General features: G+C 74.3%; 20 protein-coding genes. 9 read left to right on the plus strand and 11 right to left on the minus strand.

Annotated elements, in window-relative coordinates; all coding sequences use genetic code 11:
• Positions 1–140: 140 nt before the first annotated feature.
• Entirely contained in the window at positions 141–1,001 is an 861-nt protein-coding gene (locus RM446_RS07140; RefSeq protein ID WP_311544360.1) for an SAM-dependent methyltransferase, read from the plus strand.
• 253 nt (positions 1,002–1,254) lie between these two features.
• Positions 1,255–2,001, plus strand: coding sequence for an N-acetylmuramoyl-L-alanine amidase (locus RM446_RS07145; RefSeq protein WP_311544361.1), 747 nt, complete (start codon positions 1,255–1,257; stop codon positions 1,999–2,001).
• Between the two features lie 40 nt (positions 2,002–2,041).
• On the opposite strand, the gene RM446_RS07150 is transcribed toward RM446_RS07145, so the two are convergent.
• Positions 2,042–3,112, minus strand: a complete 1,071-nt coding sequence (locus RM446_RS07150; protein ID WP_311544362.1) for a mandelate racemase/muconate lactonizing enzyme family protein — start codon at positions 3,110–3,112, stop codon at positions 2,042–2,044.
• Between the two features lie 120 nt (positions 3,113–3,232).
• Here RM446_RS07150 and RM446_RS07155 point away from each other — a divergent pair, with 120 nt between their 5' ends.
• On the plus strand, positions 3,233–3,889 hold the full coding sequence (locus RM446_RS07155) for a nucleoside/nucleotide kinase family protein (protein ID WP_311544482.1): 657 nt from the start codon (positions 3,233–3,235) through the stop codon (positions 3,887–3,889).
• Between the two features lie 200 nt (positions 3,890–4,089).
• The gene (locus tag RM446_RS07160) at positions 4,090–5,391 is read left to right on the plus strand and encodes a glycoside hydrolase family 6 protein (protein WP_311544363.1); all 1,302 of its coding nucleotides are present in this window, start codon (positions 4,090–4,092) and stop codon (positions 5,389–5,391) included.
• 91 nt (positions 5,392–5,482) lie between these two features.
• On the opposite strand, the gene RM446_RS07165 is transcribed toward RM446_RS07160, so the two are convergent.
• Entirely contained in the window at positions 5,483–5,653 is a 171-nt protein-coding gene (locus RM446_RS07165) for a hypothetical protein (protein ID WP_311544364.1), read from the minus strand.
• A gap of 188 nt (positions 5,654–5,841) precedes the next feature.
• On the opposite strand from RM446_RS07165, the gene RM446_RS07170 reads away from it, so the two are divergent.
• From RM446_RS07170 to RM446_RS07190, 5 genes are all read left to right on the plus strand, one after another.
• Positions 5,842–6,498, plus strand: coding sequence for a hypothetical protein (locus tag RM446_RS07170; RefSeq protein WP_311544365.1), 657 nt, complete (start codon positions 5,842–5,844; stop codon positions 6,496–6,498).
• A 23-nt stretch (positions 6,499–6,521) separates the two neighbouring features.
• Complete coding sequence (locus RM446_RS07175) at positions 6,522–6,869, plus strand: transcriptional regulator (protein ID WP_311544366.1); 348 nt, start codon at positions 6,522–6,524, stop codon at positions 6,867–6,869.
• Positions 6,866–7,807 (plus strand): ABC transporter ATP-binding protein, encoded by a 942-nt coding sequence (locus RM446_RS07180; protein WP_311544367.1) that lies wholly within the window; start codon positions 6,866–6,868, stop codon positions 7,805–7,807. Before RM446_RS07175 ends, RM446_RS07180 begins: the two co-directional genes overlap by 4 nt.
• Positions 7,804–8,550 carry an ABC transporter permease gene (locus RM446_RS07185; protein WP_311544368.1) on the plus strand — a complete coding sequence of 249 codons (747 nt, stop codon included), beginning with the start codon at positions 7,804–7,806 and terminating at the stop codon, positions 8,548–8,550. The genes RM446_RS07180 and RM446_RS07185 overlap by 4 nt, the downstream gene beginning before the upstream one ends.
• A 588-nt stretch (positions 8,551–9,138) precedes the next feature.
• Positions 9,139–9,783 carry a response regulator transcription factor gene (locus RM446_RS07190; protein ID WP_311544369.1) on the plus strand — a complete coding sequence of 215 codons (645 nt, stop codon included), beginning with the start codon at positions 9,139–9,141 and terminating at the stop codon, positions 9,781–9,783.
• 118 nt (positions 9,784–9,901) lie between these two features.
• On the opposite strand, the gene RM446_RS07195 is transcribed toward RM446_RS07190, so the two are convergent.
• The 9 genes from RM446_RS07195 to RM446_RS07235 form a co-directional block, all read right to left on the minus strand.
• A complete protein-coding gene (locus RM446_RS07195) occupies positions 9,902–10,090 on the minus strand; it encodes a thiazolylpeptide-type bacteriocin (RefSeq protein WP_311544370.1) in 189 nt (62 codons plus the stop codon).
• A 5-nt stretch (positions 10,091–10,095) separates the two neighbouring features.
• Positions 10,096–11,397, minus strand: a complete 1,302-nt coding sequence (locus tag RM446_RS07200) for an iron-containing alcohol dehydrogenase (protein WP_311544371.1) — start codon at positions 11,395–11,397, stop codon at positions 10,096–10,098.
• A complete protein-coding gene (locus tag RM446_RS07205; protein ID WP_311544372.1) occupies positions 11,394–12,680 on the minus strand; it encodes an aminotransferase family protein in 1,287 nt (428 codons plus the stop codon). Before RM446_RS07205 ends, RM446_RS07200 begins: the two co-directional genes overlap by 4 nt.
• Positions 12,677–14,659, minus strand: coding sequence for a hypothetical protein (locus RM446_RS07210; protein WP_311544373.1), 1,983 nt, complete (start codon positions 14,657–14,659; stop codon positions 12,677–12,679). The genes RM446_RS07205 and RM446_RS07210 overlap by 4 nt, the downstream gene beginning before the upstream one ends.
• Positions 14,656–15,429 carry a hypothetical protein gene (locus RM446_RS07215; protein WP_311544374.1) on the minus strand — a complete coding sequence of 258 codons (774 nt, stop codon included), beginning with the start codon at positions 15,427–15,429 and terminating at the stop codon, positions 14,656–14,658. Before RM446_RS07215 ends, RM446_RS07210 begins: the two co-directional genes overlap by 4 nt.
• 105 nt (positions 15,430–15,534) lie before the next feature.
• Positions 15,535–16,353, minus strand: coding sequence for an ABC transporter permease (locus RM446_RS07220; RefSeq protein ID WP_311544375.1), 819 nt, complete (start codon positions 16,351–16,353; stop codon positions 15,535–15,537).
• Positions 16,354–16,357: 4 nt separating this feature from the next.
• On the minus strand, positions 16,358–17,356 hold the full coding sequence (locus tag RM446_RS07225; protein WP_311544376.1) for an ABC transporter ATP-binding protein: 999 nt from the start codon (positions 17,354–17,356) through the stop codon (positions 16,358–16,360).
• Positions 17,353–19,188 carry a thiopeptide-type bacteriocin biosynthesis protein gene (locus tag RM446_RS07230; protein WP_311544377.1) on the minus strand — a complete coding sequence of 612 codons (1,836 nt, stop codon included), beginning with the start codon at positions 19,186–19,188 and terminating at the stop codon, positions 17,353–17,355. Before RM446_RS07230 ends, RM446_RS07225 begins: the two co-directional genes overlap by 4 nt.
• Positions 19,185–20,681, minus strand: coding sequence for a nitroreductase family protein (locus tag RM446_RS07235; RefSeq protein ID WP_311544378.1), 1,497 nt, complete (start codon positions 20,679–20,681; stop codon positions 19,185–19,187). Before RM446_RS07235 ends, RM446_RS07230 begins: the two co-directional genes overlap by 4 nt.
• Positions 20,682–20,690: the final 9 nt, after the last annotated feature.

A 20,690-nucleotide genomic window follows, 5' to 3' on the forward strand; every position in this document is an offset into this window, starting at 1 on the left:
TGTCACTGTGCGTGCATAAGCAATTACGGATAGGATGGCCTTCCCTGCGGTGCCGCACCCCGAACGGCACCGGGTTCACACCCCCGACGACGTCGGCGACGGCCCGCTCGGTCCTCGCCTCCGAACCCGGAGACCGCCGCATGCACGACAGCGACCCCGCCACCACTGGCGCGGCCCCTCCGTTCCCCACGGGGATCGACCTGTCCCGCCCTTCCATCGCCCGGATGTACGACGCCGGGATCGGCGGCAAGGACAACTTCGAGATCGACCGCGAGGCGGTCCTCGCACTAGAGGCACTGGTACCGGGAAGCTTCGCCATGGCCCGTGCCAACCGCGACTACCTGTCGCGTGCCGTCGATCACGTCGCGCGCTCGGGCGTGCGCCAGTACATCGACCTCGGGTCCGGCCTGCCGACCATGGAGAACACCCACGAGATCGCGCAGCGACACCACCCCGACGCCGGAGTGGTCTACGTCGACAACGACCCGATCGTCCTCGCCCACGGCCGGGCGCTGCTCGCCGAGGACCCGTCGACGACCGTGATCACCTCCGACCTGTGCGACGTCGACCGGGTGCTCGGCGACGCGGCCACCCGGCACATCATCGACTTCACCGAGCCCGTCTGCCTCATGCTGGTGTCGCTGCTGCACTGCGTGCCCGACGATCGGGACCCGTTCGGCATCGTGCGCGCCTACGTCGACCGGCTGGCGCCCGGCTCCTGCCTGGTCTACACCCACATCGTCTCCGACGACGCTGAGGTCGCGCGGTCCTTCACCGCGGGCATGCACTCCTTCGGCGCCTACTGGGGCAGGGTGCGCACCCCTGACGAGGCGTCCCGGGTGTTCGAGGGAATGCGGCTGGCCTCCCCGTCGCTGGACGGAGACTTCCCGGCGGTCGCCGTCGACTGCTCGACGTGGCGGGTACCCGGGGTCGAACCGCAGCGCCGCCCGGCCGACCCGGAGGTCCCCGTCTGGGAGCACGCCGGGGTCGCCTACATCTGACCGCCGCACGCCGGAGGCCGCACCCCTGCGGGGACCGGCTTCAGCGGGGCCTCGGCCGACGGGCGGTCGAAGCGCACGGGCGGCCGGGCGCCGACCGGCCACAGGCGGCAGGCGCGCCGCAGGCGTCGGCCGCCCCCGGCTCCGGAAGCACAAGGCGACCGGACGTAACCCTCCGGACACAACCAGGTCACCCCCGACCGGGGATTCGTCAGATCATCTGCACACCGCCACCGCGAAATGCCAGAGTCGACGCATGTCACAGGTCCACATCATCGACCGGTCCGCGTGGGGCGCCCGCGCGCCGCGCGACCGGAGCCTCGTCGCGTGGGACGCACGCACCGAAGTCGTCGTCCACCACTCCGCGGAGTCCCCGACACAGACGGTCCGCTCCATCCAGGACTTCCACATGGACGGCCGCGGGTGGTCCGACATCGGCTACAACTTCCTCGTCGACGACGCCGGCGCCGCCTATGAAGGGCGCGGGTGGGAGGTCCAGGGCGCGCACGCGGTGGGCCACAACACCAGCGGGATCGGCATCTGCTACATCGGCCGGAACAACCCGACCTCCGCCGCGAAGACCGCCGTCCGCGCGCTCTACGACGAGGCCTGCGAGCGCGCCGGGCGGCGGCTCGCGGCCAAAGGCCACCGCGACGTCAACAGCACCACCTGCCCCGGCGACCACCTGCACGCCTGGGTCCACGACGGCATGCCCGCAGACGGGCTCGGAGGAGACGAGATGTCCCTGATCAACCTGCGCAAAGGCGACGGCGAGCACAACGGCCGCAAGGAGCACGTCATCGCGCTCCAGGCGCTCATCGTCAAGGCCGGTACGGATCTGCCCGAGCACGGCGTCGACGGCGACTACGGAGACGAGACCGCCGAAGGCCTGCGCCAGGTCCGCAAGTCGGTGGGGAGCGAGGCGAAGGAGGGGTGGGGCGACCGCGTCAGCGGCCACGCCTACGCCCAGCTCATGCAGGCGATGGCCCGCCGGCAGGACTGACCCGGCGCCGCAGCGGCGGTTGCCGCACGCCGCCGGCAGGTCACCGCTCCGGCTCCGCGAACACCAGTCCGTGCCCCGGAGGCGTGTCGCTGGTGCCGCCCGCCGCACCCATGGACACGCCGGAGGGCCGCGCCAAGGCGCCGAGGTCTGCGAACGAGGCCCGTTCGATGTCCTCGACCATGGAGACGGCCGGCACGCACTGCGCCAGCTGGACGGACAGGTCCGGCAGCAGGTGGGGGGCCACGGGGACGCTGAAAGCGGCGGCCAGGTCCGCGATGCGCAGGAACGGGGTGATCCCGCCTACGCGCACGACGTTGGGCTGGGCGACATCGCAGACGCCGCGCACCAGTGCGTCGCGGAAGGAGCGGACGGTGCGCAGGTTCTCGCCGATCGCGAACGGGACGGCGGTGGCCGCGCGCAGCCGCGCGTGGGCCTCCAGGTCGTCGGCGGGCAGCGGCTCCTCGATCCAGTACGGGTCGAACCGGGCCAGCGCCCCCGCCGCCCGGATGGCGCAGGGCAGGTCCCAGCGCTGGTTGGCGTCGATCATCAGCCGGCCGTGCGGCCCCAGGAGCTCGCGCACGCGCGCGACGCGCTCGACGTCGCGTTCGAGGTCGGTCGAGCCGACCTTCATCTTGACCGCGGTATGGCCGGCGGCGGTGAACCGGCGCACCTGGTCCAGCAGCTCCTCCAGCCCGCGGTCCAGGTTCACCCCGCTGCCGTAGCAGGGGACGCTGTCGCGGCGCCGACCGACGAGATCGACCAGGCTCAGCCCGAGGGCGCGTCCGCGCAGGTCCCACAGCGCAATGTCGACGGCGGCGAGGGCCATTGCGCTGATACCGCCGGGGCCGGCCTCGTGCAGGTGCGCGTAGAGCTGCTCCCATCGGGACGCCGGGGCGGGGTCGCGCCCCTCCAGCACCGGCGCGCAGTCGTGCTCCACGACCGCGCGCACCGCCTCGCCGCCCACGCGGGGAGTCCAGCCGAACCCGCTGCCCCGGGCCCCGTTGTCCGCGGTGACCGTGACGAGGACGAGGTCGTGGTAGGAGACTCCGCCGTCCCAGGTACCGTGCAGCGGAAACCGCCGCACAGAGGTCTCGACGCCGGCGATGCGCATCAGCTGTCCTCCTCGTGGGTGTCTTCCCGATGATCTTGTAGCTATCGCAAATGGAAATCGCTTTCCTTCACGATAGCTACAAGATCAACGAGGGCGGCGGATCCTAAGGTGGGAGCCATGTTGCTGGAGGACTTGGCCGCCGAGGCCGCGGCGCTGGCGGACCGGGCCCCGGCGCGGGCGTTCCTCGGGCTGGCGGGCGCGCCGGGCGCGGGCAAGTCGGCACTGGCCCGGTACCTGGTCGACGCGGCGCGCGCGAAGCTCGGCCCGCCCGGCGCCGCCTACCTGCCCATGGACGGGTTCCACCTCTCCAACCTCCAACTGGACCGGCTCGGCCTCCGCGACCGCAAAGGCGCTCCCGACACCTTCGACGTACGCGGATACCTGGCGCTGCTGCGGCGCCTGCACGCCGCGGCCGACGCGCCCGTCTACGCACCCGACTTCGACCGTGCCGCCGACGAGCCCATCGCCGCCCGACTGGTCGTCGAGCCGGGTGTCCGGCTGATCGTGACCGAGGGCAACTACCTCGCCGACGACGCCCCGCTGTGGCGGGAGGTCCGGGCGCTGCTGACCGACCTCTGGTACGTCGAGGCCGACGACGAGACCCGGGAGGCGCGCCTGGTCGAACGCCAGCGCGCCGGCGGCCGCAGCTTCGAGGACGCGCGCGCGTGGGTGCGGCGCAGCGACCGCGCCAACGGGGAGATCGCCAAGGCCGCGCGCGGGAACTGCTCCCGCATCGTGCGCGTGGGCGACGCGGAGCGGTTGCGGCGCTGCGACTAGAGTCGTGGGCGCTTCGCCATCGATGTGGGCCGGGCCGGCCCGCTTGCGCTGCGCACCGGGCTCAGGCCGATGACGGGATGTTTCCTTCTCTTTACATAACGCGTTCCCTGATTTAGAGTCCAGCGAGATTGGGAGCGCTCCCATCGGTGTGGGCGTTCCACCGTCCACGGGGGCCGCTGCAACGACAAAGGACTTCGTGCATGTTCCGAGAATCCGTGCGCCCGATCGCCGGCGCCGCGCTCCTCCTGGCTGCCGCTGTGGCAGCCGGCCCGACTCCCGCTTCGGCCGCCGAGTCGCAGTTCTACGTCAACCCGGACATGGCCTCGGCCCAGTGGGTCCGGGACAACCCCCAGGACTCGCGCGCCGACGTCATCGCCAACCGCATCGCAGACGTCCCGCAGGCCACCTGGTTCACCCAGCACAACCCCGGTGAGGTGCAGGGGGAGGTGGATGCGCTGGTCGGCGCGGCAGCGTCGGCCGGGAAGATCCCGATCATGGTCGTCTACAACATCCCCAACCGCGACTGCAGCAACCACAGCGGCGGCGGCGCGCCGGACCACGCCTCCTACCGCAACTGGGTCGACCGGGTCGCCGCCGGGCTGAACGGCCGACCGGCCACGATCGTGCTGGAGCCGGACGTGCTGTCCCTGATGAGCAACTGCATGGACGGGGGCCAGCAGAGCCAGGTCATGGACTCCATGGCCTACGCGGGCAAGGCGCTCATGGCCGGGTCCTCGCAGGCCCGCGTTTACATGGACGCCGGCCACTCCCAGTGGCACTCGCCCGGCGAGATCGCCTCGCGGCTCAACGGCGCCGACGTCGCCGGCAGCGCACACGGCATCGCCACCAACGTGTCCAACTACAACCGGACCGGCGACGAGGTCTCCTACGCCGAGCAGGTCGTCGCCGCCACCGGGCACTCCGGGCTGCGCGCCGTCGTCGACACCAGCCGCAACGGCAACGGCCCGCGGGGCTCGGAGTGGTGCGACCCCGAGGGCCGGGCGATCGGCACGGAGAGCACGACCGACACCGGCAACGCGGTGATCGACGCGTTCCTGTGGGTCAAGCTGCCGGGCGAGGCAGACGGCTGCGCCGCCGGAGCCGGCCAGTTCGTGCCGCAGCTCGCCTACGACATGGCGGTGGCCGCGGGCGCCGAGCCGGATCCCGACCCTGAGCCCACCCCGGACCCCACTCCCGAGCCGGGTGACGGCTGCGAGGCCGCGTACGCGGTCTCCAACGAGTGGTCCGACGGCTTCCAGGCCAGTGTGACGGTAACGGCCGGCTCCGACATCGGCGGCTGGGAGGTCGCCATCGACTACCCGGACGGCCAGAGCGTCGAGCAGGCGTGGAACGCCGAGATCTCGGGCGGCGGCGGCGCCTACACGGCCGAGAACGTGAGCCACAACGGCAGCCTGAGTGCCGGCCAGAGCACCGGGTTCGGATTCACCGGCACCCACAGCGGCGCCAACGGTGCGCCCGAGCTGACCTGCACGGCGAGCTGATCCGGACGCCGACCCCGGGCACAGCAGAGGGTGACCCGGTGGGGAGGGCGCGGCGGCGCCCTCCCCACCGGTGTTCGCGGCCGCAGAGGGCTCAGCTCTGCTCGAAGTCCTCGCGGTCGGTGTCGGCCTTCTCCATCGCGTCCTGAAGCTCGGCCTCCATCTCGCGGCGGGTGTCGGGGCTCCGCTCGCCGCGGTCGCGCTCGCCGGGGAGCGCCTGGTCGGTGTCCTCGGTCTTCTTGCCTGACTCTTCGGGCATCGTCATGGGAACTCCTCCGTGGTCTGCGGCGGCTTCCCGCTACCCGGCCGCCCGCCGCTCCTACCGGTGCGGGCGCAGCGCGCGTCCCCGGTCCGGGGGTCCCCCTCCCCGTCCGAGCCTCCGCTCCTGGTGCGGCAAACGAGTTTGTGTTACAAAGTAGTTGGCATCATAGAACGACTGATCCGGGAGACGGCGTGATGACAGCAGAGGACGACGGGCGTCCCGCCGAGGACGCGCTGTTCGATCCGGCCGCGTCGCGTGAACTCATCGAGCGGCAGCGCGACACGGCCGAAAGCGAACTGGCGCCGGACTGGCGGCTGCTCTACGCGGTGTGGGGGCTCGCCCTCCTCATCGGCTACGGCTGCCTCTACCTCCAGCGGACCGTGCTTTCCGGCGTACCGCCCGCGATCGCGGGGGTGGCCATGTTCCTGGCGCTCCTTGCGGCGCTGACCGTCACGACGCGCCACGACATCCGCCTCAACCGCGGCCTGCGCGGTCCTTCCGCGCTCGCCGGGGCGCGGATCGGATGGGCCTATGTGGCCGGATTCGCCGTCGTGGGGGTCGTGGCGTGGAGCCTGTACCGCGGCGGCGCGCCCGAGCCGCTGGTCTGGCTCGCCTTCGCCGGACTCTCGCTGCTCGTCATCGGGCTGGTGTCCATGGTCTCGGCCGCCTGGGAGCACGAGCGGCTGCGCTTCGGCCTGGGCGGGTGGATCCTGGCGGCCGACGCGCTGGCGCTGGTCGTCGGGATGCCGCACGCCTACCTCGTGCTCTCCCTCGGAGGCGGCGGCGGGTTCCTCGCCGCCGCGGTTCTGCTCACCGTCCGCCGTGCCGCTCGCGCACGGCGTCCGTAGCCGCGTCCGTTGGGGGCCCGTCGATGAACCCTCTGCCGGAGCTCAACACCGTGATCCACGCGCAGGGGCGGCTGCGGGTGATGGTCACCCTGCAGGCGCTGCCTCCCGGTGACCAGCTCGCGTTCTCCCGGCTGCGCGAGATCCTCGAAATGACCTCGGGCAACCTCTCGGTGCATGTGCGCAAGCTGGAGGAGGCCGAGTACGTCCGAAGCGTCAAGACCCACGAACGCCGCAGTCCGATCACCTACTTCTCTCTGACCACCCAAGGGCGGCACGCCCTGGAGGAATACGTCCAGGCGCTGCAGACCATGCTCAGCGCCGGCGGTCCCGCATCAGCCACCACCGAGAGGCCCCCCGGAGGCGCCCTGTGACACCTCCCCTCGCCCGGCTGCACAACGTGTCCCGCAGCTACGGGACAGCGCTGGCGCTCGACCGCGTCAGCCTCGACATCGGCCCCGGAGCCGTCCTCGGCCTGCTCGGCCCCAACGGCGCGGGCAAGTCCACGCTGATCAACCTCGTGTGCGGGCTGCGCCGCCCCACTCGGGGCGAGGTCGAACTGTTCGGCGGCTCCCCCCAGGACCCGCGGCGCCGCCGCGCCCTGGGCATGACCCCGCAGCAGACCGGGCTGCCGGAGACGCTGCGGGTCCGGGAGGTGATCGACTTCGTCTCCCGGCACTACCCCGACCCCCTTCCGGCCGCCGACCTGCTGGAGCGGTTCGGGCTGATCGGCCTGGAGAAGCGCCAGACCGGCAGCCTCTCCGGAGGCCAGCAGCGCCGCCTCGCGGTCGGCCTCGCGTTCCTGGGCCGGCCCGACCTCGTGCTGCTGGACGAGCCCACGACCGGGCTCGACGTCTCGGCGCGACGGGCGGTCTGGGAGGGCATCCGCTCCTACATCGGCAGCGGCGGCACGATCCTGCTGACGAGCCACTACATGGAGGAGATGGAGGCGCTTTCGGAGCGCATCGTGGTGCTCAAGCACGGCCGTGTCGTGGCCGACGGCACGCCGCAGGAGGTCACCGAGGCGGCCTCGCGCCGCTCCATCAGCTTCCAGGCCGACGAGGTCCCCGAGCTGGAGGGCGTCGTAGGCCGGGAGCGCCGCGGGGACCGCCAGGTCCTCTACACCGAGGACACCGACGCGCTCGTGCGCGAGCTCGTGCGCAGCGGAGCCCCCTTCACCGGCCTGGACGTCCACCGGCCCAGCCTCGAAGAGGCGTTCCTTGAGATCGAGGCGGAGGCCGTCTCCGACGACGACCCCGCCGGCGACCCGACCCCCGAGCCCGCCGCCGGAACCGCGGAGGTGTCCCGATGACCTTGGCCGTGCAGCACGCCCGCCTGCTGTTCCTGGAGACCGCCCGCGTCCCCATCGCGCTGGGCTTCAACGTCGCCTTCCCGAGCGTACTGATGATGTTCTTCGTGGTGCCCAACGGGGCGATCGCCGACGACCCGCGGGCCGCCACGCTGGCGACGGCGCAGATCACCGTGTTCGCAGTGATGAACGCCTGCCTGCTCAACTTCGGCGTGGGTGTGGCCGAAGAGCGCGCCCGCGCCTGGGACCCCTACCTGCGGACCCTGCCGGCGGGCCCGCTGCCGCGCATGGCCGGGCGGCTGATGAACGGGTTCGCCTTCGTCCTGCTGGCCGTGATCCCGGTCGCGTTGCTGGCCCCGCTGCTCACGGAGGCGACGCTCCCCCTCTCCGCGGCGGCGCTGGCCCTGCCCGTGATCCTGTTCGGCTGCCTGCCGTTCCTCTTCGGCGGGTTCGCAATCGGTTTCAGTATGTCGATCAAGGGTGCCCTGCCTGCGGCCCAGGCGATCATGTTCCCGATGGCCTTCGCCGGCGGACTGTTCCTTCCGCCCGAGACCTTCCCCGGCTGGCTGGACACCGCTTCGCACGCGCTGCCCACACGCGCGGCCAGGGAGCTGTCGGTGTGGGCGGTGACCGACGGCACGGCCCTGTCGCAGACGGCGATCGCGGTACTCGCCGGCTGGACGGCGCTCACCGCGGTGCTGGCGGTCTGGGCCTACCGGCGTGACGAGGGACGACGGTTCCGCTGACGCGGAGGGCGCCGGTCCGGAGCGGCACAATTCCGCAACATGAAAAACTTTCATCCCTACGCTATGACCAGCCGCATTCGCCACTATCATTGCATTTGCCCCATTCGAGACGTACGGTAGTGCCCTGTGTGGCGGCATTGCCCCTTACCAGGAGCGACAACCGCCGCTATGAAACGAACGCGCAACAAATACGGCGTGAACGAGCAAGGAACGGGCGAACCCCGAGAATTTTCCGAAAGAACAATTGAATTCAGAGACGGCGCATCAGACGCCCGGATGTACCGATGTGTGCGTGGAGCACCGACCGAGCTGTCGCGCAGCGGGATCGGCGGCAGTTGCGGCGGGGACCACCTGCGCAGCCGCTTTCACAGTCACCTCAGGTGACCGCAAACCCGATCGCCCGTGGGGCCCCGCCGCCCCAGGGCGGAAATCGAGCGAGCGAAAGGGTCCTAGCGTGTGTGTAACGCGGGCGAATACAGGAACCGGTGCGATGACGGCCGCTTCGGACCGTCCCGGACTGCGGCACCGCCGCATACCCCCCGCATCCGTCTGGGATGACCCGGCCGCACGCGCGAACTGACGGTTCTGATGAGATCCCCCAATCCCATCACCCTGACCGTCGCAGACCACTATTCTCTGGGCCGCGCCGCCTGGCGCGGCATTCTCGCGCCCGACTACGGGTTCGAGGTCGTCGCCGAGGTGAGCTGCCCGGCCGGCATCAACCGGATTGCACGCGGCGCGCAGCAGGACATCCTGCTGACCGACCTCTGCTTCCAGGGCGTGCACCCCTTCGATGAGATCTCCCGGGCGAGCACGCACACGCGGGTCGTGGTCATCACCCGCCACGAGGAGACCGAAGTCGTCCGCGAGGCGATGCGCTGCGGTGTGCGCGCCTACCTGCCCAAGACCTCCAGCGTCGACGAGCTGTTCACCGCGCTGCGCACGGTGGCCGACGACGACCTCTACCTTCACCACAGCATCGGCTGCAAGCTCGCCTCCGGCCCCGCCGACTGCACCACGGCCCGGGAGCGCGAGGTGATCCGGCTGCTGGCCAGCGGACACACCATCGACACGGCCGCCTCGATGCTGCACGTCAGCCCGCGCACGATCGAGGGCGACCGCGCCGCCCTGCGGGACAAACTGGGCCTGCAGACGCGGGCCGAGCTGTTCGCCTACGCCCGCGACCGGGGCATTCTGCTCCTGAGCTGCCCCGACCTGCCGACACCGTCCTGAACGGCCGCGCCGGGCCGGCGTGGAACGGGTCTCCCGGAACCCCGGCCGGGGTTCCGGGAGACCCGACGCCTCCGCTAGCGCCGCGACTCCGCCCGCACGGCGCGTGCGGCGGGCACCGCTAGGTGGAGCAGACCGAGCAGCACGAGCACACCGCACAGCAGGAGCAGGACTCACACGAGCTGGAGCCGGACGAGGCGCCGGTCTCGGGCAGCGCGACCGCGTCGCGCACCGTCGCGACCTCGACCGAGTCGAACGACAGGTCGCCCAGGTCCAGGTCGCCGAAGTCGACGGTCAGAGACTTGTCCATGGAGTTCACCTCCCTTCTCTGATAGCGGGGGTATCTGGCGACCGGCCGGGAGCGCTGCCCCCGGCCGGGGTCACGGTGGCGCCCGGGAAGCGGCGGGCGCGGTGGTAGAAGCCGGCCAGTTCGCCGCGGCCGACACCGTCCAGAAGGCCGGTGCGCCCCCACGCCCGGTGGGTGTCCGCGGCAGCTCGCCCGACGGCGGCGCCGTCCAGGCCCAGTCCTGACAGGTCGGCGGGCAGGTTCCACTCCTCCAGCCGGCGGGCGAGCGCGGCCGGCAGGTCCGCGTGCGCGTCCGGGCCGAGCTCGGGCGCGAGCGCACGGGCCAGCCGGGCGAGCCGTCCGGGCGTTCCCCAGCGGGCGCCGACGCCCCCCGCGGCGGCCTCAGCGAGGTAGGCGGGCAGCAGCGCCGCCATCGCCGGCCCCTTGGCGGTTCCCGCCAGGTCGGCCACGGCATCCTGCAGGTACCACAGCACGTGGCCCCACGGCTCCCGTCCGAGCCCGGGCAGCTGCGTCGCCGAGACCGACACCAGCCACGCCAGGTCGGCGCGCGCCGGCCGGGACGCGTCGGACGCGGGCGCGCCGCACGCGGCGGCGACCGCGCGCAGGCAGTGCGCGGCCAGGGCCTCGGCCAGCGCGTCGGTGGTTCCCAGCGCGGCGCCGGAGGCCAGGTAGGGGCAGACGATCCGGCACAGGGTCTCGACGCCGCCCTCCGCCAGCCGCGCAGCGGGCAGGGCGGCCGTGAGCGCGGGGTCGACGATCGCGGTGGAGGGCGCGAGCAGACCGGAGACCAGCAGCCGCTTGCGGCCGGCGTTGCGCAGCGCGGCGACGCCGTTCAGCTCCGAGCCGGTCGCGGCGGTGCTGGGGACCAGCAGCGTCGGCAGGCCCGGCCGGGCGCGTTCGTCCCCCGGCGCGTCCAGGTCGACGACGCCGTGGGCGGCCCACCGCGGATCGTCGAGCAGCCCGGGGTTGGTCGCGGCCAGCGCGGCGGCCTTGGCCGCGTCCATGGTGCTGCCGCCGCCGAGCGCCAGCACCGCGTCCGCCCCGCTGCGGCCCAGGGCCGCCGCCAGCTCGCGCACCGACTCCAGCGTGGGGGGTCCGGCGACCTCGTGCACCGCCACCGGTGGCACCCCGTGGGCGGCCAGGACGGCGAGCGCGTCCGCGGCCGGGGGCAGCTGCGCCGCGCGGACGTCGACGACGGCGGCGACCACGCCGCCCAGGGCCGCCGTCTCCGGGCCGAGGCCGTGCAGGGCGCCCGCGCCGCACACTGCGCGCGTGGGCACCTGCCAGACGAAACTCGACGCCGCGCTCATCGCAGGTCCAACTCGTCGAAGACGTGCCCGGCGGCGTCGGCGATCGTGCGCACGTCGTCCTCGGTGACCACGAGCGGCGGCAGCAGGGCGAAGCCGCGCTCGGAGGGGTGCACGATCACGCCCAGGGAGCGGAAGCGCTCGACCACCATGGCGACCTCGTCCATGCCGGGCCTGCCGCCGCTCCCCTCCAGGTGCACGCCGAGCATGAGGCCGCGCCCCACCGGTTCACGCGCCTGGCCGCGGGCGCGCGGCAGGACCTCGCTGACGGCGGCGGACAGCTCGGCGCCGAGCCGGGCGGCGCGGGCCACCAGCTTGTCCTCCTCGATCACGTCCAGCGTGGCCAGCGCAGCGGCGCAGGCCAGCGGGTTGCCGGCCTGGGTCTCGCCGGTGAGCAGGGCCGCCTCCCGCTCCTGGAAAGCCGACCACACGCGCTCGTGGACGAGGACCGCCGACAGCGGCAGATATCCGCTGTTGATGCCCTTGGAGAGCACCACCAGGTCGGGCTCCAGGCCGAACTGCTCGGAGCAGAACATGGTGCCGGTGCGGCCGAAGCCGGTGGCGACCTCGTCGGCGATGAGGAGGATGTCGCGGGAGCGGCACAGCTCGCCGAGGCCGCGGAAGAAGTCGGGATGGGGCACGAGGACGCCGGCCGACCCCAGGATCGGCTCGACGATCACCGCCGCGAGCCCGTCGGCCGCCTCGTCCAGCCGCTCCAGCGCGGCCGCTGCGGTCTCGGGGTCCACCGGGGTGGGCACATGCACGACCGCGCTCCGGTCCACTCCGTACTCGTCCTGGTCGAGGTCCTCGCCGGTCACCGCCAGCGGACCGTAGAGGGTGCCGTGGTAGGAGTCGGCGAGAGCGCCGATACCGGTGCGCTCGCTGCGCCCGGTCAGCCGCTGGTAGCGGCGGGCAAGCTTGAGCGCGGCGTCGACGCCGCTGGCGCCGGAGGTTCCGTAGAAGACGCGGGTCAGCCCGGGCGCCGGGGCGATGTCGACCAGGCGCCGGGCGAGCCGCAGCGCGGGCTCGTGGGCGAAGCGGAAGAGCGTGCTGTAGGCGAGCGTCTCCAGCTGCTCGCGGACCGCCTCCTGGATGCGCGGCTCGTCGAACCCGCAGTGGATGTTCCACAGGCCGGCATTGGCGCTCAGGTACTCGGTGCCCTCGACGTCGTAGAGGCGCGCGCCGGAGCCGCCCGCGATGGTCACCGGCGCCTTCAGGTAGGCGGCCATCGGCGTCATCGGGTGCCACAGCGGATAGTCCGCGGCCGCGCCGTCCTGGGTGATCATGGCTGGTCGTCTCCGTCCGTGCTGCCGGTGTCGGGCGAGGTCGCGGGCGAGGCGGTCAGCCGCTCCAGCGCCGCGCCGGCGCGCTCCAGAGCCGCGGCCGCCGTCCGGGCGGACATGGCGTGGTGGCGGGCGAGGTGGTCGGCGGCCGCGGGGCCGAGGTCCAGCCGCAGCTCCACGAGCACGGCCAGCGGCGCGGGAAGGCGCGCCCACGTGCCCGAGGGGCCGTGGTGCAGCAGGTGGGCGCCGCCGTCGCGCAGCAGCACCAGTCCTTCGGGCCAGCGGGGCGCGGGCGCGGCGGCGTGGCCGAGGGCGCCGCCGAGGCCGCTGACGGCGAGCGGACCGCCGTCGCTCGAAGACGGGGCGGAGGCGGGAGCCGGATGCTCGCCGCGGGCGGCGAGCGCGCGCAGCGCCGCCACGGAGCGGGCCGCATCCAGCACCCGATCCAGCCACAGGCGGGGAGCCGCCGGCGCCCATCCGGAGGGCAGGCAGGAGCAACCGGCGGCGGTCCGCTCCCGCAGGGCGGCCCGCAGCTCCTCCAGGGGCTCGCCGACCTTGCCCAGCACCGGGCCGTGTGGGCCGCCGCGCACCCGCCCCCGGGGGTCGACGTAGAGTCGGCGCCCGCGCTCGGCCGGACAGCCGCCCCGGCCCAGCCGGCACAGCCCTGCGAGTGTCGGTGCCGGGTCGAACAGCCGCGCGGGGAACACACCGCGCCGCCGGGCCGCGTCGGCGTCGGCGAGCAGTGCGTCGCGGTCGGCCTCGGTGCGGATCAGCAGCACGCCCGGGCCCGGTGCGCGGGTGTCGGCGTCGGCGTAGCCGCGGACCGGCCCCGCGGCGTCCGCGGGAGTGAGGACGGTACCGCCCGCGGCGACCACGTCGGCCACCCACCCGGCGTGGGCGGCGACGGCCTCGGAGTGCTCCCACCACAGGTCGTGGGCGCCGGCGCTGATGGCAGTGGCGCCGTAGCCGCCGACCAGGGCCCGGCGGGCGAACGCGCGCAGCGTCCGGCGGTGCCGGCGCAGTTCGGCGGCCGCTGCGGCGTGCGGCGGGACGCCCGCGAACGCGGCGCGGGCGGCGAGCGCGGCCAGCGGCGCGGCGGGGAGGTCGGGGACCGCATCGGGGCAGGCCCGCAGCAGGCGCGCGACGTGTTCGGCGGCGGTCGGGGAGGCCTCCGGGGGCCCGCCGGACTCCCCTTTGGGGCCGGGCACTGTGAACTCGACGGCGCAGCTCAGCCCGGCCGCGGTCGCCGCGCTGAGCGCCGCGCGCAGGCGGTGCTCCTCCCCAGCCTGCGCGGTCGCGGCGATGGTCGCCCGAGCGATCCCGGAAGCGGCCAGCGCCTCGGCCGCCGCCGGGGTCAGTTCCGCGGGACTCAGCCGGGGCCGCGGCACCAGGCGGGCGCGGGCCAGCCGGTCGGCGAGGCCACCGAGGCCGGCGACCAGCTCGCCCTCCGGCGCCCAGGTGCCGTCCCCGGCTGCGGCGGGGCGCAGCGCGACCTCGATCGGCCCGTTCGCCCGGCGGGCCAGCAGCTCCAGGTCGGCGAGCGTGTCCGCGGCGCGCGCCCGCACGCCCGCGAGGGCCGCCTGAGCGGGGGTGAGAACGCGCGCGGCATAGGGCGAGGCTCCGTTCCCGGGCGCCGACCCGGTGACGCGGGCGAGCGCCCCGGCCAGCTCGCCGGGATCGCAGACGACCGCAGGGCGGTCCGCGGAGCCGCCGGTCAGCCGTTCGGCCAGCAGGTCGGCCAGCGGCCGGGCCGTCGGGTCGGCGGCGAGCACGACCGCTCCGGGCGCTCCGCGCCCCAGCGTGCGCGCCCATTCGGTCAGGGGTCCGGTGAACGCGGCGGTGTGCAGGTGGACCCGAGCGCCCGCGGCGGCCTGTCCGGCCAGGCACTCGGCGGCGGCCAGGTCGGTGGCGGGGCCGATCCGCCCGTCGGCGTCGGCGCGCAGGCGGACCGCACGTACGGCCGTGCGCTGCCGGGGGGTCATGGCGTCCCCCCTTCGCCCGCCGGGGCCTGGGCCTGCTCGGGCTCGCCGAGCCCGCCGGGCTCACCGTCTCCGCCGGGTCCGGGGGCGCGCACCGCCGGCGTCCGGGCCGCGGCGAGCGCGGTGGCCAGGGAGAGCACCATCGCCGCCGTGAAGACGACGACGGTGGCCGCGGGCAGGAACAGGCCCAATCCCAGGAAGATCACCGGCGCGATCCGGGTGGCGAAGAACCGCCGGCGTTCGTCGGCCGCGCCGACGGCGCGCTGCGTGACGATCCCCGAGGCGGTGGCGGCGCCGCACAGCGCCAGCGCCCAGAGCGCTCCGCCCGGCCAGGAGGCGACGGGCGGGGCGGCGAGTCCGTCCAGACCGGCGAAGGCGGCCGAAGGCGCCGCCTCGCCGGTGCGGCTCCACACGATGACGACCAGCACCGCGGCGATCTGGACCGCGGCCGCGGCGCGGCCGACGGCCACCTCGGCGGGCCGGCGCAGGCCCCGCTCGCGCAGCGCGGCCTCCACGCGGGCCGCGGCCGTACCGCGGTCCGGCGGTTCCTCCTCCGCGGCGAACGCGGCGAGCAGGCGCATGCGCACGACCCGCGCCGCCGCCTCCCGCACCAGCAGCGGCCACAGGGGCAGGCGCCAGGCCGTGCCCACCAGCAGGACGGCGAGACCCCACGAGGAGCCGCCGAGCCAGGGCTCACCGAGCCGCGCGAAGGGCGCCAGCAGCCACTGGGTGGCCGCACCCGCCGCCTCGGCGGCCGCCGCGATCGCCTCCATCGGGTTCCTCCTTTCTCTGCGGGCGCTCTCCGGTCGCCGGGGAGTCCGCGGGGGCCGAGGCCGCGCCGGGACTCCTCGGGGTGAGCGGACCGGGCGGGCGGTGGGTCAGCGGCGCGGCTCCCAGCGCAGCAGCTTCAGGGTCGCCAGCAGGCCGGCTGCACCCCAGGCCGCGACCACGGCAAGCGCGGGCAGGTCCAGTGCGAGGCCGGTGGCGCCGGGGTCGAAGGAGGTCCGCACGAGGGTGGCCATCGGCGCGAACGGAAGCAGGTCGACGACGGTCTGCAGCGGCTCGGGAAGGGCCAGCGGGAAGAAGACGCCGGAGAGGAAGAGCAGCGGGAACAGCGTCGCGGTGCCGATGACCACGCCGCCCTCCAGGGTGGGGATGAACCGGCTCAGTCCCATGCCCAGCACCGCCGAGGTGAAGCAGCAGACGAAGAAGCCGAGGATGAGGCCGGGCACCGCCGCCGGACGGATCTCCAGGCCGAACGCCGCCATCGAGATCGCGACCATCAGCAGCACCGACCCCGCGGCCATCGCCGTGGAGACGCCGATGCGGCTCATCAGGTGCAGCGTCTTGGGCATCGGCGTCTGCCGGACCCGCTTGAGCACGCCCTTCTCGCGCGCCACGGTCACGCCGATGGCCATGTTGAAGTAGCCCGACGTGGTCACGACGAACACGACGATGGTCGCCGTGGTCGCGCTGACGTTCGGGATGCCGCCGACGGTCTGGCCGTCCTGCAGCAGGTTGAACATGACGTTGAAGAACAGGGGCAGGAACAGCGCCGTCGCCAGCGGGAACGGTGTGCGTACGGCGCTGGTGATCCCGTAGCGCATGTCGTGCATCAGCAGCGTCAGCCAGTTGCGGCTGGGGTTGGGTACCCCGGCGGGCACCGCGGGCCGCGGTTCGAGTGAGGCAGCGGTCATGGTCCTACTCCGTGGTGTGTGCGCCGGTCGGGGCGGTGGGGGCGGTCTCGCGGCGGGTGGTCTGCGCGCCGACGATGGAGAGGTAGAGGTCCTCGATGTCGGGGCGGCTGACGTCCAGGTCGGGCAGCGTGTGGTCGTTCGCGCGCGCCCAGCCGGTCAGCTCGTGCAGCGCTTCGGCGGCGTCCTGGGCCACCAGCACGATCCGGTCGCCCTCGGACCGCGCGAGAGGGGCGAGGCCTCCGGGAAGGTCCGCGGGCGTGATCGCGCCGGCCCGGAACCCGATCCGGCTGCCCTGGTCGGCGAGCAGCTCGGCGGGGGTGCCGATGGCCGCCGGCGAGCCGTCGTAGAGCACCGCGACCCGGTCGACGAGCTTCTGCGCCTCGTCCATGTTGTGCGTGGTCAGCACGATCGTCTTGCCGGCGGCGCGCAGCGCCTCCACCACCCGCCACGCGCGGTCGCGGGCCTCGACGTCGAACCCGGTAGTGGGCTCGTCCAGGAAGATGATGTCGGGGTCGCCCACCAGCGCCAGGGCCAGGTCCAGCCGCCGCTGCTGGCCTCCCGAGAGCCGCCCCACCAGCGAGCGGCGCTTCTCGCCCAGCCCGACCAGGTCGATCAGCTCGTCCACCGGGAGGCTGGAGCGGTAGTAGCCGCCGAAGGCCAAGAGGTGCTCGCGCACGGTCAGGTACAGCTCGAAGCTGGCCTGCTGCGGCACGATGCCCAGCCGGTCGCGCAGACGCGCGCCGGCCTTGCGGGGGTCCAGGCCCAGCACGCGCACCGACCCCTGGTCGGGCACACCGTGGCCCTCCAGGATCTCCACCAGCGTGGTCTTGCCGGCGCCGTTGGGGCCGAGCAGGCCGAAGATCTCGCCGCGGCGCACTGAGAAGTCGACGTCGCGCAGCGCACGCACCGGGCCGAAGGACTTGGAGACCCCGGCGACGGTGATGGCGTCGCCGCCGTCCGGTTCCGCGGCCGGCCGCGGTTCCTGCTCTGTCTGCGGGATCATTGCATGGCACCTTCCGTGTGGTTGTGCTGCGTCGCTCGGTCGGGGCGGGCCCCCAGGGGGACCATGTAGCCCAGAAGCTCGTCGTAGCCGTCGAACTGCACCAGCTCGCACGCGGCGTCGTCGAAGAACCCGCCGACGAGGGCGGCGGGCAGGCCCAGCGCGGCCGCCACCAGAACCGTGTTCTGCGCCACATGGCCGATTTCGAGCATCGCGAAGCGGTGGGCGCGCAGGCCGTAGCGGCGGCGCGCGGCGGTGATGTCGGCGGCCAGGAACAGCACGGCGGGCGCGTGGGCGACGTCGATGCGCGGGTCGTCGCCGAGGAAGAACGGCGAGCTGTCCACCAGCGCCTCCTGCGGGGACAGCTGGCCGACCTGCTGCAGGCTGTGCTCCAGGGGCAGGTACTCGTAGACGGCCGGGCGCAGCCCTTCGACGTCGTAGACGGCGGCGCGCACCACGACCGGGTAGGACATCCCCGCGCTGGGGTGGGCGCGCACGCCGCGCTCCACCCGCCGGCCGCCCACCTCGGCGGTCTCGCTGCCGACGTAGCCGGCGCCGTAGCCCAGCAGCGCACCGAGGTCGGCCCGGCCGAGCCGTCCCGACAGGCCGGTGCGGCGGCTGCGGCGGGCGCTGATCACCTCGTGGAGCGGGCGGGCCAGTTCGTCCTGCTCGGGCACGGGAAGCGCCACCGGGTCGCCACTGGCGAAGTCCAGCCGCCGCTCCAGCGGCGCTCCGGGCGAGGGGCGCTGGGCGTCGAAGACGGCGGGGCGGAACTTGGCCTGCTCGTGGTAGGCGCGGTCGGGCGCGTCGGCGCCGTCGGCGAAGTAGTCGGGCCGCTCGCCGGGCGCGGCGACCGTCAGGGACGCCAGCCAGGCCAGGTAGACCTCGTCGGAGGCGTTCAGTCCGAGGCGGTTGGCGAGCATGTGCAGCTGGGAGACCATGATCGCGTCGGCCGAGCCGGTCAGGCGCTCCTCGCGGCTGCGCAGCCAGGCGGCCGTGCGGGCGACCGCGGTGGACCACTGCGCGACCGCGGCGGCGCCCCCGCCGGCGCCCTGGTCGCGCCGGGCGACCAGCCGCTCCGACTCGGCGAGGAAGGTGGTCTCGGCGGCGGCGCGCATGCCGGCCGAGCGGCGCGCCACCACGGAGTCCAGGTAGCGCCACATCACCGCGTACTCGCGCAGCCAGCGCACGGTGTCGGCGGTGCGCTCGAACAGTCCCCGGCAGAAGGCCAGCAGCAGGTCCAGGGCCACGCCGATGCGCGCCTGCTCGCCGGGGGTGTTGGCGATGACGGCCAGCGCCAGGGAGCTGGAGACCTCGAACAGGTCCTCGGCGAGCCCGATGGCGTCGTCGCCGCCGTAGCGTTCGGCCTCGGGCTCGTAGACGGCCTCGACGACGGTGCCGTCGGCATGCCAGCCCATCTCGGCGATCTCCTCGGGGCTGAGCGCGAAGGCGGCGTAGAACGACTCCGGGTCCAGATCCTCGGTGGGGCCGCCGTCGGCGAGGTGGGCGGCCAGGCGTTCGCGCAGCTCGGCCGCCGCCTGGTCGAGGGCGGCGCCGTCGGGACCGCCCAGGCGCACCCGCACATGCGGTCCGCCGTGCCAGTAGCGGATGAAGAACCAGTTGCGGACGAGCCCGCGGCGGCGCAGGTCGCGCACCGCGGGACCCACCGCCTGGACGAGCAGCTCGTCCGTGCCGGACCTGCCGCGGTGGCAGTAGGCGTGGACGGCGCGCCACAGGCGCGGCGCGTCGGCGGCTCCAGCAGTCTCGGCGGTCGCGGACGTCGCCGCGTCGGGTCGGGACTCCGGCTGCGTGGCGGGTTGCTGGTCTGCGGTCATGGGCGCACGTCCAAGAGCAGGTCGGTGAACCGGCTGACGCCCACCAGGGCGATGTAGCCGGGCAGCTGGTCGTCGGGCAGCCGCAGGTCGGCGGCGAGCAGGTCGGGGTCGAAGCTGCGCGCGGGCCGCAGGAAGGCGCCGTGCGCGCTCAGCGCGAGCCCGGCGGCCTGCGCGGCGGCGCCCAAGTCCAGTTGGGCGGTGCGCAGGCGGCGCGGACCGCCGCGGGCCAACTGGGCGCGCTGGTCCATGGTGAACACGAGGGCGGCCGCGCAGCTGGTGAGCGACATCTGCGTCAGCGGGTAGCTGAAGGCGCGCTGCACGGCGCCCAGGCCCGGTTCGGAACCGGCCTCCAGCGCGTGCGTCCAGCCGGCGCGGTCGATCTCGTAGAGGCCGCGCTCGCGGCCTGCGACGCGTCCGGCCAGCAGCAGCGTGCGTATCCCGCCCGCGCCGAGTCCGGGCTGGTCTCCCAGAGCGTCGGCCAGCGCCGCGGCCGCGTCGTCGAGCGCGGCCGCGGCCAGTGGGGCGGGACTTGCGGTGAAGCCCTTGTTGCCGTGCCCGGAGGACCGCTCGAAGACGACCCGGGACCAGCTCCTCCCGGTGCCCGCGCCGGGCCGGGGCGCGGGCCGCGTGCGGTCGGCCGGGGACGGCGGGGCGCCGCTCCAGGCGCGGCGGTCCACGGCCAGGGCGGGATCCTCGGGTGCGGGCCCTGCGCCGGGTTCGGCGTCGGCCTCGGCGACCGGAAGCGCATCGGCGGCACGCGCGGCGCCGAGCTCGACCAGGCAGGCGGGCATCCACTCCGCGCCGCCGCCGGCCGCCGCGAGCACGGCGCGGTCGGGGAAGTCCCGGCACACCCGGACCGCCAGCCCGTAGGCGCGGGCCAGCTGCACCAGCAGCTCGGCGAGGTGCCCGGCCTCGCACAGCGCCAGCGCCCAGCGCAGCTCGCGGTAGCGGGAGGGGATGCTGCGGGGATGGCACAGCACGGCCAGCACGGCTCCCCCGGCGGCGTCGATCGACTCGGGCGCCGGCGCCCGGGCGGGACCGGCCGCGGCGTCGCCGACCCCGCGCAGCCGGTGCCCGGCCGTGTCGAAGTGCCAGGCCGCCCCGCCGCTCAGCAGGAAGGTCTGCGCGGCGAAGAAGCAGTGCGCGGCCGGGTAGCCGCGGTGCGGGTTGACGGCGCTGCGCACCTCGAAGCGCTGCACACCGCTCGCGGCCAGCACCCCGAACACGCGGCGGTGCGTCGGCAGGCCGTCCGGGGCGCGGCCGCGGGGGTAGGGGGCGGCGCCGATGTCCCGGTGCAGACCGCCGGGCAGCGCGACGTCGGCCACCGCGCCGCCGGGCGGGCGCACCGGTACCGGCGCGCGGTCGTCTCCATCGGTGTCGATGCCCAGCCGCATGGGTCGGGCCTGTCGCTCGGCGAAGGCGAGCAGCCGCTCGTCGTCCCAGCCGCGGCCGGTGCCGGGGGCCGGCGCGGGGTGGCCGGTCGGTAGGGTCATGGCCGGCCT

This window comes from Streptomonospora wellingtoniae (assembly GCF_031845375.1).
Lineage (GTDB): Bacteria > Actinomycetota > Actinomycetes > Streptosporangiales > Streptosporangiaceae > Streptomonospora > Streptomonospora wellingtoniae.